Origin of the sequence: Achromobacter sp. Root170 (assembly GCF_001428165.1) — a bacterium.
In the GTDB taxonomy this organism is placed as follows: domain Bacteria; phylum Pseudomonadota; class Gammaproteobacteria; order Burkholderiales; family Burkholderiaceae_B; genus Achromobacter; species Achromobacter mucicolens.
Window position 1 is genome coordinate 54,701 of the sequence record NZ_LMHN01000004.1, and the last position, 12,725, is coordinate 67,425.

10 protein-coding genes are annotated in these 12,725 nt (G+C 63.9%); 8 read left to right on the forward strand and 2 right to left on the reverse strand.

Annotated elements, in window-relative coordinates:
* The first annotated feature begins 53 nt into the window (after window positions 1-53).
* Window positions 54-608 (forward strand): adenine phosphoribosyltransferase, encoded by a 555-nt coding sequence (locus ASD87_RS07970; RefSeq protein WP_056319625.1) that lies wholly within the window; start codon window positions 54-56, stop codon window positions 606-608.
* A 51-nt stretch (window positions 609-659) separates the two neighbouring features.
* Here ASD87_RS07970 and ASD87_RS07975 read toward each other — a convergent pair whose 3' ends face one another.
* The gene (locus tag ASD87_RS07975) at window positions 660-1,550 is read right to left on the reverse strand and encodes a LysR family transcriptional regulator (RefSeq protein WP_056319627.1); all 891 of its coding nucleotides are present in this window, start codon (window positions 1,548-1,550) and stop codon (window positions 660-662) included.
* Between the two features lie 385 nt (window positions 1,551-1,935).
* Between ASD87_RS07975 and ASD87_RS07980 the strand changes: the two genes are divergently transcribed.
* Window positions 1,936-2,316: a DUF4148 domain-containing protein gene (locus ASD87_RS07980; RefSeq protein WP_056319630.1), complete on the forward strand. Its 381-nt coding sequence runs from the start codon at window positions 1,936-1,938 to the stop codon at window positions 2,314-2,316.
* Between the two features lie 448 nt (window positions 2,317-2,764).
* A complete protein-coding gene (locus ASD87_RS07985) occupies window positions 2,765-3,877 on the forward strand; it encodes a porin (RefSeq protein ID WP_056319633.1) in 1,113 nt (370 codons plus the stop codon).
* A gap of 161 nt (window positions 3,878-4,038) precedes the next feature.
* Here the strand turns inward: ASD87_RS07985 and ilvA are convergent, their stop codons facing one another.
* Window positions 4,039-5,547 carry a threonine ammonia-lyase, biosynthetic gene (ilvA, locus tag ASD87_RS07990; RefSeq protein ID WP_056319636.1) on the reverse strand — a complete coding sequence of 503 codons (1,509 nt, stop codon included), beginning with the start codon at window positions 5,545-5,547 and terminating at the stop codon, window positions 4,039-4,041.
* Window positions 5,548-5,642: 95 nt separating this feature from the next.
* Here ilvA and ASD87_RS07995 point away from each other — a divergent pair, with 95 nt between their 5' ends.
* From ASD87_RS07995 to ASD87_RS08015, 5 genes are all read left to right on the forward strand, one after another.
* A complete protein-coding gene (locus ASD87_RS07995; RefSeq protein ID WP_056319771.1) occupies window positions 5,643-6,179 on the forward strand; it encodes a YqaA family protein in 537 nt (178 codons plus the stop codon).
* A gap of 132 nt (window positions 6,180-6,311) precedes the next feature.
* Window positions 6,312-10,271 carry an FAD/FMN-binding oxidoreductase gene (locus tag ASD87_RS08000; RefSeq protein WP_056319639.1) on the forward strand — a complete coding sequence of 1,320 codons (3,960 nt, stop codon included), beginning with the start codon at window positions 6,312-6,314 and terminating at the stop codon, window positions 10,269-10,271.
* Between the two features lie 238 nt (window positions 10,272-10,509).
* The gene (locus ASD87_RS08005) at window positions 10,510-11,628 is read left to right on the forward strand and encodes a YhcG family protein (protein WP_056319640.1); all 1,119 of its coding nucleotides are present in this window, start codon (window positions 10,510-10,512) and stop codon (window positions 11,626-11,628) included.
* Between the two features lie 188 nt (window positions 11,629-11,816).
* Window positions 11,817-12,260 carry an Hsp20/alpha crystallin family protein gene (locus ASD87_RS08010; protein ID WP_056319643.1) on the forward strand — a complete coding sequence of 148 codons (444 nt, stop codon included), beginning with the start codon at window positions 11,817-11,819 and terminating at the stop codon, window positions 12,258-12,260.
* Between the two features lie 32 nt (window positions 12,261-12,292).
* Window positions 12,293-12,688 carry an Hsp20/alpha crystallin family protein gene (locus ASD87_RS08015; RefSeq protein WP_056319645.1) on the forward strand — a complete coding sequence of 132 codons (396 nt, stop codon included), beginning with the start codon at window positions 12,293-12,295 and terminating at the stop codon, window positions 12,686-12,688.
* Window positions 12,689-12,725: the final 37 nt, after the last annotated feature.

The window sequence follows — 12,725 nt, forward strand, 5'->3', positions numbered from 1 at the left end:
CGCGGCGGCGCGGTTATAGTTCGCCTTGCTTCAATTCACTCAGGGCCGTATCCATGCAGACCGACAACGCCGAGTTCATCCGGCGCACCATCCGCAGCGTTCCGGACTGGCCCCAACCCGGTGTCACGTTCCGCGATATCACGCCGGTGCTGCAGGATCCGCGTGCGTTCCGCGTCCTGATCGATCTCTTCGTCTATCGCTACATGCGCCAGCGCCTGGATCTGGTGGCGGGTGTGGACGCGCGCGGTTTCATCGTGGGCAGCGTGCTGGCCTATGAACTGAACCTGGGCTTCGTGCCCGTGCGCAAAAAGGGCAAGCTGCCTTACCGCACGGTGGCAGAGGAATACTCGCTCGAATACGGCAACGCGGCCGTCGAAATGCACACGGATTCGGTCCGGACGGGCCAGCGTGTCCTGCTGGTGGACGATCTGATCGCCACGGGCGGCACCATGCTCGCGGCCATCAAGCTGCTGCAGCGCCTGGGCGCCAACGTTGTGGAAGCCGCCGCGATCATTGATTTGCCGGATCTGGGCGGGTCCGCCAAGGTGGCTGCCACCGGCACGCCGCTCTACACGGTCTGTCAGTACGGCGCGGACACGACGCCGTAGCGGTACGGCATCAGCCGCCTCCTTCGCAGAAGGCCGCCCTGCGCACCTTCCTCAGGCGTCAGACAAGCGGGGCTGGATGAAATCCAGAAAAGCCTTGGTCTTGGCCGGCAGCATGCGCGAGGGCAGCAGCGCAAACAAGGGCAGGGGCGTCAGGCTCCACTCCGGCAACACGCGCACCAACCCCGTCTGCTTGATGGCGCGCTCCATCGCGTCGAACACCAGCAGCGGCGTGATGCCCAACCCCTGACCGGCCAATCGTCCCAGCATCCCCACGTTATTGGCCGACAGGCGGCCAGACACCTGCACGCGCTCGACCTTGTCGCCCGAATGGAGCATCCAGAAGGACGATTCCTCGCGCATGGTGGGGCGCAGGCATTCGTGGTGGGTCAGGTCCGCCGGTACCCGCGGTTCGCCGTGGCGGGCCAGATACTCGGGCGACGCATAGAGCTGGTGCGCCATCAGCACGATCTTGCGCGAGATGAGGCTGGAATCGGGCTGCTGCCCGAAACGTAGGATCAGGTCGAAGGGATTACTGATGGGATCGATCGGGCGCATGCTCAGATCGAAGTCGCATTCGATATCCGGATGCTGTTCGCGAAATTCGCGGATCACGGCGGGCAGGAACAATTGCGCCAGGCTGGTCGGCAGCGAGATCCGCAGACGGCCCTTGGGCTGCACGGCCATGTCCAGCAGTTGGTCGTGCGCGATGCGCGCCTCTTCGACGATATGGCGGCAACGTTCGAAGTAGATGGCGCCGGCTTCGGTCAGATCGATCTTGCGGGTGCTGCGGTTGAGCAGCCGCATGCCCACGCTGCGTTCCAGTTCGCTGACCCGGCGCGAGAGCGTGGAGGTCGGGATATTCAAGGCTTCGGCGGCGTGGCTGAAGTTCTTGCGCTTGGCGACCTCGACGAATAGCGCGATGTCGTTAAGCTGAATGTCCATGAATGTCCTCGAGACTCAAGTTTCCATTTCTGGCAGATTCGTATGATAAATGGAATTATTGTCCCGCCAGTAGAAATGTCTATTTCTCCACTTTGAACAACAATTCCATCGCGTGGGGGCTTCATATTGCGATACCCACCTTGCGGGAAACTGAACAAATGCGAGGTTTGGCATCATCCTGCGCAACCATTGCGGGCCCGTTCCACATAGAGCCATGACCCGGATTCGGCACGCAATTGTCCCATCCGTGCAAATATGTTCCCCAAATTAAGGGTTTTTACTTAGCGCCAATCGCCAGATACTTCGTCCCAGCAATCAAATTGTCATATCGAGCCCGCCAGCCTGGCGCAAGACGATGTGCAACGTTTAGGATGGAGTCATCGCAATGAAAGCCCTAGCAACCGCACTCATGGTTACCGCAACTCTGGTTGGCATGTCCGCCGCTCACGCCGATGGCAAGACGCGTGAACAAGTCCAGCAGGAACTGCAAGCCGCCAAGGCCGCGGGCACCGTCACGTTCGGCGAACTGGACTATCCGCCCGCTGCCCCTCAGACCACCAGCCTGTCGCGCGAACAGGTTCAGCAGGAACTGCAAACTGCCAAGGCCGCAGGCCAGGTGACGAGCGCTGAACTCGACTATCCGCCCAAGGCCGTCTCGCAGACCGCCGGCAAGACCCGTGCGGAAGTTCGCCAGGAACTGGCCGACGCCAAGGCGCGCGGCGAATACACGTTCGGCGAACTGGATTACCCGCCCAAGGGCCGCTGATTCAAAACCGGCTATCCAGCCGCCCGGAAGGTCACCGAAAGAACCCCTTGTGACGCCGAGGGGTTTTTTTGTGTCCTGCTTTTTGTGCGGCGGCTGAATTCGTGTGGCATTTACGCTGCAAAAACTGTTCCGCTCCCGCTACATCTGTTTCCCGCCAGGACGCGCGCCGCACGGCCGATCCGGTGATGTGAAAGCGCGATGCGAGCAATAATTCATATTTGAGATCAAGGTGTTAGCAGGCGCCAAGTGACGCCGCGCGCCTTCAGGGGCGCGTCATTATCCCAACCATGGAAAGTAGTTCGTCGAAATCCGGGTTACTACGAACTGCTACAAGCCGGACACTACCTTCAGTGCATCAGCCGCGCGATTGGACGCAGCGGCATGCGAGGTTCCGCGGTCTTGCGGCGCCAAGCAGTGCGCCTTTCATCTCGCCATTTTGGGGTTTCAAATGAAGAAGACGTTTTTGGCCGTCGCGTTGCTGACCGGCTTTGCCGGCGCCGCGCAGGCCGCCGATTCCGTGACGCTGTACGGTTTGATCGATGCTGGCCTTGGCTACGAAAAAGTGAAGTTCAAGGGCGACTCGCAGAGCCGCATTGGTGCGGTGCAGGGCGTGAGCAGCGGTTCGCGCTTCGGTCTGCGCGGCACGGAAGACCTGGGCGACGGCCTGCGCGCGGTCTTCACGCTGGAAGGCGGCTTCGGTCCCCTGAACGGCAACTCGCTGCAGAGCAATCGCCTGTTCGGACGTCAGGCCACCGTTGGCCTGGACAGCGATTCGTGGGGCCGTCTGGAATTCGGCCGTCAGACCAACCTGGCCTCGAAGTACTTCGGCTCGATCGACCCGTTCTCGATCAGCTACAACAACGCCAACATGGGCACCACGTTCGGCAGCGCCAACACGATGCGCCTGGACAACATGGTCCTGTATCAGACCCCCAGCCTGGGCGGCCTGAAGGTCGGCCTGGGTTATGCGTTCAGTGCGGACGACACCGTTACCGATTCGACGCAGAAGGGCTTTGCCACGGGCAACAACAACCGTGTGATCACCGCCGGCGTGCAGTACGTCAACGGCCCGCTGAACCTGGCCGCCGCCTACGATCGCTTCAACCCGTCCAACGACCGCGTCGGCGGCAAGGATGCGGCGCGCATTCAGGAATACATCGTCGGCGGTTCGTACGACTTTGAAGTCGTGAAGCTGGCCGCCGCCTTTGGCCAGACCCGCGATGGCTGGTTCATCGGCCAGAACATGGGCACCACGCCTGACGGCATGAACAAGCTGGGTTCGTTCAAGCTGGCCGACGGCTTCCGCGCCAACTCGTACATGATCGGCGCCACCGTGCCGCTGGGCCGCCACGCCGTGTTCGGCTCGTGGCAGCGCGCCACCGCCAGCAATGACAAGCTGACGGGTGACGACGCAACGTTCAACGTGTACAGCCTTGGCTATACCTACGAGTTCACCAAGCGCACGAACCTGTACGCGTACGCCTCTTATGGCGACAACTACGCGTTCCAGCACGATGCCACCGATACGGCAGTTGCCGTCGGCCTGCGTCACCGTTTCTAAGCAACAGCGCGTCCGGCCGGACCTTGCTGAATGCGCGGGCCATTCTCCGTGGACCGCCGAGTGACAGCGAACCCCCCCTACATTGGGTCCGGCCGGGCGTGACTTGCGCCCAGAAGGGAAGGGCCTCCGCAAGGAGGCCCTCTCGCATTGCAGCGCCGGAACTACAGGAAGAGCTTGTAGGCCGGGTTGTCGGTTTCGTTCCAGTGGGGATAACCCAATTCCGCCACGAAGTTGCGGAACAGCTTCTTGTCCGCGGGCGGCACCTGGATGCCGATCAGGATGCGGCCATAGTCGGCGCCCTGGTTGCGGTAATGGAACAGGCTGATGTTCCAGTCGGGATTCATCGCGTTCAGAAAGCGCATCAGCGCGCCCGGACGCTCGGGAAATTCAAAGCGGTACAGCAATTCGTTTCGCGCCAGCGCCGAGCGGCCGCCCACCATGTGGCGCAGGTGGGTCTTGGCCATTTCGTCGTGAGTCAGATCCAGCGTGTCGAATCCGTGCCGGCGGAAGTTCGCGGCGATCTTGTCCGGTTCCGCGGCGGACGAGACCTGGATGCCGACGAACACGTGGGCGCGATCCGCGTCCGAGATGCGGTAGTTGAATTCGGTGACGCTGCGTTCGCCCACTAGTTCGCAGAAGCGGCGGAAGCTCCCGCGCTGCTCGGGCATGGTGACCGCGAAGACGGCCTCGCGCATTTCGCCGACCTCGGCGCGTTCGGCCACGAAGCGCAGCCGGTCGAAGTTCATGTTCGCGCCGCAGGCAATGGCGACGAGCGTCTTGTTCTTGAGGTTGTGCTCGGCCGCGTACTGCTTGGCGCCTGCCACCGCCATCGCGCCGGCCGGCTCCAGCACGCTGCGCGTGTCCTGAAAGACGTCCTTGATGGCCGCGCAGATCGCATCGGTGTTGACCACCACGTAATCGTCCACGTACTTGCGCGCCAGCTTGAAGGTCTCGGCCCCCACCATCTTGACCGCCGTGCCGTCCGAGAACAGGCCGACGTCGTTCAGCTGGACGCGCCGGCCCGCGCGCACGCTGCGCAGCATGGCGTCGGAGTCCTCGGTCTGCACGCCGATGATCTTGATCTCGGGGCGCAGCTGCTTGATGTACGCCGCGACCCCGGCAATGAGGCCGCCGCCGCCGATGGCCACGAAGATCGCATCGATGTGGCCGGGGTGCTGGCGCAGGATTTCCATGCCGACGGTGCCCTGGCCGGCGATCACGTCGGGATCGTCGAAGGGATGGACGAAGGTCAGCTTCTCTTTCTTTTCCAGCACCTGCGCGTGCGCGTAGGCATCCGAAAAGCTCTCGCCGGCCAGCACGACCTCGCCGCCCAGGCGGCGCACGGCATCGATCTTGACCTGCGGGCTGGTCGTGGGCATGACGATCACGGCGCGGCAGCCCAGGCGGCTGGCCGCCAGCGCGACGCCCTGCGCGTGGTTGCCGGCCGAGGCCGCGATGACGCCGCGGTTGCGGGCCGCCGGACTCAGGTTGGCCATCTTGTTGTAGGCGCCGCGCAGCTTGAAGCTGAACACCGCCTGGGTATCCTCGCGCTTGAGCAACATCGTGTTCGACATCCGCTGCGACAGCAGGGGCGCTGCCTCGAGCGGGGATTCGACCGCAACGTCGTAAACCTTGGAAGTCAGGATGCGTTTCAGATAATCAGTGGACATGGACCGCGCGACAGGGCAAGAGTGGGGACTGGCCAGGATTATTGCAGGGAATGCCTGTCGCCTTCCCGGTTTCCCGCGGCTACACTGCCGCAACCATGGAAGAAAGTCTCTTATCCGCAGTTCATTGGCTCTTGGGGGTGCTGGCGCTGCCCTCGGTAGGCCTGCCGGCCATCTTCACCGTCTCGCTCGTGTCCGCGACCCTGCTGCCGCTGGGCTCCGAGCCGGCGGTGTTCGGCTATATCAAGCTATCGCCGGACATGTTCTGGCCCGCCGTCCTGGTGGCGACGGCCGGCAACACCGTGGGCGGGGCCATCAGCTACGCGATGGGGCTGGGCGCGGAGAAAGCGGTCGAGCGCTGGAAGGAAAAGCACCCCCATCCGCATCCCAAGGCCACCGAAGGCGGCCGGATGCGCGGACGCTGGAACGAGCGCGCCCACGATTGGCTGCATCGGATGGGGCCGCCGGCGCTGCTCTTGTCCTGGTTGCCCGCAGTGGGTGACCCCTTGTGCGCCGTCGCGGGCTGGTTGCGCCTGTCCTTCTGGCCCTGCGTCTTCTACATGGCCATCGGCAAATTCATGCGTTATCTGTTCATGACTGCCGGCCTGCTCTGGTTCTTCCCGGGCAAAATCTAGCGCTGACGCCACACTTAAACGGGGACGAGACACGTCGTCCCCGATGCGCTTTTGCACGGCTTGCCCGGGTTATTCGGGGCCAGGTCGGGACAATGGCATAAAATACTTTTTTAAGGGCCCCCTCTTGCCGCCATGAACGCCCCACTCGCCAGCCACATCTTGAACGGGGCGATGCCGCCCGCCGCACCCGCGCGATTGCGCGAAATCCCCTACAACTACACGTCGTTTTCCGACCGCGAAATCGTGGGCCGGTTGCTGGGCGAAGATGCCTGGAGCCTGCTGAGCGATCTGCGCGGCGAGCGCCGCACGGGCCGTTCCGCCCGGATGCTCTACGAAGTGTTGGGCGATATCTGGGTCGTGCGCCGCAACCCTTACCTGCAGGATGACCTGCTCGACAATCCCAAGCGCCGCAAGCAGCTCATCGAGGCCTTGCATCACCGCCTGGGCGAAATCGACAAGCGCCGCGAACCGGGCGCGCCCGCCGAAGCCGGCCACGATCCGCATCGCGACGAGAAGGTGGTCGGGCTGCTGGCCCGGGCGCGTTCGGCCATTGCCGCCTTCGAAGGCGAGTTCGACCAGACCGCCATGATGCGCAAGCAGGCCCAGAAGGTGCTGGGCCGCATCACGGCGCGCGACAACATCAAGTTCGACGGCCTGTCGCGCGTGTCGCACGTTACCGATGCGACCGACTGGCGCGTGGAATATCCCTTCGTCGTGCTCACGCCCGACACCGAGGACGAGATCGCCGCGCTGGTCACCGCCTGTATCGAACTGGGCCTGACCATCGTGCCGCGCGGCGGCGGCACCGGGTACACCGGCGGCGCCATTCCGCTGACCTGGAAGTCGGCGGTCATCAACACCGAGAAATTCGACAAGCTGGGCAAGGTCGAGTCCTGTATCCTGCCCGGCCTCACCGAGCCCGTCGCGGTCATCCACGCCGGCGCCGGCGTGGTCACCAAGCGCGTGTCCGAAGCGGCCGAGGCGGCCGGCTTTGTGTTCGCCGTGGACCCGACGTCCGCCGAGGCCTCGTGCGTGGGCGGCAACATCGCCATGAACGCCGGCGGCAAGAAGGCCGTGCTATGGGGCACCGCGCTGGACAACCTGGCCTGGTGGCGCATGGTCGATCCGGACGGCAACTGGCTGGAAGTCACGCGCCTGGACCACAACATGGGCAAGATCCATGACGTGGAAGTGGCCCGCTTCGAGCTCAAGTGGTTCGACGGCAAGGGCAAGCCCGGCGAACGCCTGCTCAAGACCGAGACGCTGGAAATCCAGGGCCGTGTGTTCCGCAAGGAAGGCCTGGGCAAGGACGTCACGGACAAGTTCCTGGCGGGCCTGCCCGGCATTCAGAAAGAAGGCTGCGACGGTCTCATCACGTCGGCGCGCTGGGTGCTGCACCGCATGCCGCGCCACACGCGCACCGTCTGCATGGAATTTTTCGGGCAGGCGCGCGACGCCATCCCGTCGATCGTCGAGGTCAAGGGTTACCTGGACGGCGAAGGCAAGGCGCGCGGCGCCATCCTGGCCGGCCTGGAGCACCTGGACGAACGCTATCTGCGTGCGGTGGGCTACGCCACCAAGAGCAAGCGCGGCGTGCTGCCCAAGATGGTCCTGATCGGCGACATCGTCGGCGATGACGACGACGCGGTGGCCGCGGCCGCCAGCGAGGTCGTGCGCCTGGCCAACACGCGCCACGGCGAAGGCTTTGTGGCCGTCAGCCCCGAGGCGCGCAAGAAATTCTGGCTGGACCGCTCGCGCACCGCCGCGATCGCCCGTCACACCAACGCCTTCAAGATCAACGAAGACGTTGTGATCCCGCTGCCCCGCATGGGCGAATACACGGACCACATCGAACGCATCAACATCGAGCTCTCCACGAGCAACAAGCTCAAGCTGCTGGGGGAACTTGACGCCTATCTGTGCACGCCGCTGCCGGTGGGCAAGATCGACGATGCCGACATCGAAACCACCCGCGCCGAAGCGCTGGCCGAGCGCACGCGTCAGGCCATCGAACTGATCGCCGCCACGCGCCAGCGCTGGCAATGGTTGCTGGACAACCTGGACCTGCCGCTGGGCGAGGCGCTGCCGCAATTGGACGGACTGGGTCTTGGCGAACTGCGCACCACGTTGACCCAACGCCTGGCCGCACAGCCCGGCGCACGCGTTTTTGACGTGGTGCAGGACCGCACCATCCGGGTCTCCTGGAAGACCGAGGTGCTGGCGGGCCTGCAGCGCGCGTTCTCGGGCGCGGCCTACAAGAAGATCGTCGACGAACTCGTCGCCATTCACGCCCGGGTGCTCAAGAGCCGTGTGTTCGTCGCGCTGCACATGCACGCCGGCGACGGCAACGTGCACACCAACATCCCGGTCAACTCGGACGACTACGAAATGCTGCGCGAGGCCCACGCGGCCGTCGAGCGCATCATGCAGATCGCCCGCGACCTGGACGGCGTGATCTCCGGCGAACACGGCATCGGCCTGACCAAGTACGAGTTCCTGACCGAGGCCGAGCTGGCCCCGTTCCAGGACTACAAGCGCCGCGTCGACCCGAATGGCCACTTCAACGCCGGCAAGCTCATGCCCGGCGCGGACCTGCGCCACGCCTGGACGCCCAGCTTCAACCTGATGGGCCACGAGTCGCTGATCATGCAGCAGAGCGACATCGGCGCCATTTCGGAATCGATCAAGGACTGCCTGCGCTGCGGCAAGTGCAAGCCGGTGTGCGCCACGCACGTGCCGCGCGCGAACCTGCTGTACTCGCCCCGCAACAAGATCCTGGCCACGTCGCTGCTGGTCGAAGCCTTCCTGTACGAAGAGCAGACCCGCCGCGGCGTCAGCCTGAAGCACTGGGAAGAGTTCGAAGACGTTGCCGACCACTGCACCGTCTGCCACAAGTGCTACAACCCCTGTCCGGTCGACATCGACTTCGGCGACGTGTCGATGAACATGCGCGCCGTGCTGCGCCGCATGGGCCGCAAGTCGTTCAACCCGGGCACGGCCAGCGCCATGTTCTTCCTGAACGCCAAGGATCCGGCCACCATCAACGCCACCCGCAAGGCGATGGTGGGCGTGGGCTACAAGGTGCAGCGCGCCGCGCACGACCTGTTCTCGGGCCTGGTCAAGAAGCAGACGGCCAAGCCGCCGGCCACGGTGGGCAAGCCGCCGCTGCGCGAGCAGGTGGTGCACTTCGTGAACAAGAAGATGCCGGGCGGGCTGCCCAAGCAGGCCGCGCGCAAGTTGCTCGACATCGAAGACGCGAACTACGTGCCGATCATCCGCGACCCCAAGGCCACCACGGCCGACACGGAAGCGGTGTTCTACTTCCCGGGCTGCGGTTCCGAGCGCCTGTTCTCGCAGGTGGGCCTGGCCACGCAGGCGATGCTGTGGCACGCCGGCGTGCAGACCGTGCTGCCACCCGGCTACCTGTGCTGCGGCTATCCCCAGCGTGGCAACGGCATGACCGACAAGGCCGAGCAGATCATCACCGACAACCGGGTGCTGTTCCACCGCGTCGCCAACACGCTGAACTACCTGGACATCAAGACCGTGGTGGTCAGCTGCGGCACCTGTTACGACCAGCTTGCCGGCTATGAATTTGAAAAGATCTTCCCGGGCTGCCGGCTGATCGACATCCACGAATACCTGCTGGAAAAGGGCATCAAGCTGGAAGGTGCCAAGGGCGTGCGCTACATGTACCACGACCCCTGCCACACGCCGATGAAGCTGCAGGAACCCATGAAGACCGTGCGCGCGCTGGTGGGCGATGGCGCGATCAAGAGCGACCGCTGCTGCGGCGAGTCGGGCACGCTGGCGGTCAGCCGTCCCGACATCTCCACGCAGGTGCGCTTTCGCAAGCAGGAAGAGCTGCAGAAGGGCGATGCCGCGATCCGCAGCGACGGCTTCACGGGCGACGTGAAGGTCCTGACTTCTTGCCCGTCGTGCCTGCAGGGCCTGTCGCGCTACGAGGGCGACACCGGCATGGAAGCCGACTACATCGTGGTCGAGATGGCGCGCCACATTCTTGGCGAAGGCTGGATGGAAGACTACGTGCGCCGCGCCAACGCGGGCGGGATCGAACGAGTCCTTGTGTAATCCGCGCCCTGCGCAATCGAGAACCGCGGCCAGCGATGGCCGCGGTTTTTTTTTGCGTCGCGCAATGCAGAGGGACGTCGCGTTGACTCCACTACGCGCTGCCGCGCTGAACGGGTGGACAAAATGGTCTCGTCTCGTCCGTTTCCATGCGAGCCGGGCGCTAGAGTGGCGCCTGGCCGCGTATTGGACCGAACATCCGGTATGCCGGCGGATTGGGCGGTTTCGAGGAGGCGTGGGCGTGACCAGAAAGACTGCTGCAGCGGGGAGGACGGCAATTCCCCCGCCGGTCGGCTATGCAGGAATACACGGTGGCATTGTCGAACTGCTGGACGCAACGCGTCAGGTTGCCGCGCGCAGTGTCAACGCCTTGATGACGGCCAGCTACTGGGAGATCGGCCGCCGCATCGTGCAGGCAGAGCAGAAGGGCAAGAGGCGCGCCGGCTACGGTGAGCAACTGATCTCTCGGCTGTCCGCGGACCTGAGCCAGCGCTTCGGCCGGGGCTTCAGCCCGGACAACCTGGAGAACATGCGTCAGTTCTTTCTTGTGTATCCCACGCCACCAATTTCCGAGACATCGTCTCGGAAATTCGGCCTCACAGGCCACGTGCCGTTATTTCAACTGCCTTGGTCGGCGTATGTCCGTCTGATGGCGGTAAAGAATGCTTCTGCGCGCCAATTCTATGAAGATGAAGCGTTGCGGGGCGGTTGGAGCGTGCGTCAGCTCGACCGACAGATCGGCAGCCAATTCTATGAGCGCACCATGCTGTCCAAAGAGAAGGCCGGTATGTTGGCGAGGGGTGGGGCGCTGACGCCGCAGGACCTGGTGACGCCTGACGACGCGATCAAGGACCCCTATGTCCTGGAATTTCTGAACCTCAAGGACGAATACTCGGAGTCTGATCTGGAAGCGGCCTTAGTGCAGCGGCTTGAAGACTTCCTGCTTGAACTCGGTGAAGGATTCGCCTTTGTCGGTCGCCAGCGCAGACTGCGGATTGATCAGACGTGGTATCGCGTGGATCTGTTGTTGTTCCATCGCAAGCTGCGCTGCCTTGTCATCATCGATCTGAAGCTGGGCAGTCTGACCCACGCCGACGTGGGTCAGATGCACATGTATTGCAACTACGCCAAAGCGCATTGGGCGTACACCGATGAGAATCCCCCGGTCGGCCTGATCTTATGTGCCGACAAGGGGCAAGCCCTGGCTCGTTACGCGCTGGAGGGATTGCCGACGAAGGTCATGGCCGCCAACTACCGCACCGTGCTACCCGATGCCGAGGTGCTGCAAAAAGAGCTGGAGAATGCGCGCAGGCTTATCGAAATCAGCGGGCCGAAGTTTCGCGGGACGAAGCGGCCATAGGTCGCGCACGACAGCTGTTGGGCTGTCGAAATTGAGGCTTTTGCTCCTGGTTTCACATGAAAAAAAGCCCCCTTGAAACTCCAAAAACCGCTCCCATACTTGGCACTGAAGCGATCAGACGTGCGGTCGCGGTGGTGGCGATTGTGGCGCGTCTGCATCAGTCCCTTTTTTGATCCGAGGAGACCTTCATGAGCAACTTTCCGTTCAACGACAGCGGCTTCGCGTCGGCCTTCGACGCCATTCAGGAACACATGGGCCGCGTGCTGCGCGGCGCTGGGGTGCCCGCCGCCTTGCGCGCCACGCCCCAGGGGTACTTTCCGCCCGTCAACGTCGGGGTGTCCGGCGATTCGATCGAAGTCGTCGCGTTCATTCCCGGCGTGGATCCGGAAGGCTTGAACGTGTCGATCGAAAAAAGCCTGTTGACCATCAGCGGCGAGCGCAAGCCGCAGGACCTGCCCGAAGGCGCCCGCTACTACGCGCGCGAGCGTACGCAGGGCCGTTACACGCGCGTCATCGAGCTGCCCGCCGACGCCGATCCGGACAATGTGCAGGCGCGTTACACGGACGGCTGCCTGGCCATTTCGGTCAAGCGTAAGGAATCGGCCAAGCCGCGCACCGTGACCGTGCAGTGACCCGCCAACGCAACCGCATAGGAGTAACGATCATGAATGAACGCAAAGACCTGACCGTGCCCGCCGAAGCGGCCGTCTCCGAAAAGCGCGACGGACGCGGGGTGACCGTGCCGGCCGTGGACATCTACGAGGACAAGGAAGGCATCACGCTGCTTGCGGACCTGCCGGGCGTGTCCAAGGAAAGGCTGCGCATCAACGTCGAGGCCGACGTGCTGCAGATCGAGGGCGAGGCCTCGGTCGAGACGCCGAGCGACCTGCGGCTGGTGCTGGGTGAAATGCGCGCGCCGCTCTTTCGCCGGGCGTTCCGGCTGGGACAGGAGTTCGATCGCGCGCAGATCAGCGCGAGCCTGAAGCAGGGCCTTCTGACGCTGCGCATTCCGCGCGTGCGTGAGGCGCAGCCGCGGCAGATTCCTGTCGTAGCGGGGTGATTCGGGCGTCGGAACGCCGTTTGGCGCGGCCAACTAG

What these genes read in the sequence shown, in the direction of transcription:
- ilvA (WP_056319636.1), bottom strand. Translation starts at nt 5,547, where the DNA reads ATGTCCACTGATTATCTGAAACGCATCCTGACTTCCAAGGTTTACGAC.
- ASD87_RS07995 (WP_056319771.1), top strand. Translation starts at nt 5,643, where the DNA reads ATGGAAGAAAGTCTCTTATCCGCAGTTCATTGGCTCTTGGGGGTGCTG.
- ASD87_RS07980 (WP_056319630.1), top strand. Translation starts at nt 1,936, where the DNA reads ATGAAAGCCCTAGCAACCGCACTCATGGTTACCGCAACTCTGGTTGGC.
- ASD87_RS07975 (WP_056319627.1), bottom strand. Translation starts at nt 1,550, where the DNA reads ATGGACATTCAGCTTAACGACATCGCGCTATTCGTCGAGGTCGCCAAG.
- ASD87_RS07970 (WP_056319625.1), top strand. Translation starts at nt 54, where the DNA reads ATGCAGACCGACAACGCCGAGTTCATCCGGCGCACCATCCGCAGCGTT.
- ASD87_RS08015 (WP_056319645.1), top strand. Translation starts at nt 12,293, where the DNA reads ATGAATGAACGCAAAGACCTGACCGTGCCCGCCGAAGCGGCCGTCTCC.
- ASD87_RS08000 (WP_056319639.1), top strand. Translation starts at nt 6,312, where the DNA reads ATGAACGCCCCACTCGCCAGCCACATCTTGAACGGGGCGATGCCGCCC.
- ASD87_RS07985 (WP_056319633.1), top strand. Translation starts at nt 2,765, where the DNA reads ATGAAGAAGACGTTTTTGGCCGTCGCGTTGCTGACCGGCTTTGCCGGC.
- ASD87_RS08010 (WP_056319643.1), top strand. Translation starts at nt 11,817, where the DNA reads ATGAGCAACTTTCCGTTCAACGACAGCGGCTTCGCGTCGGCCTTCGAC.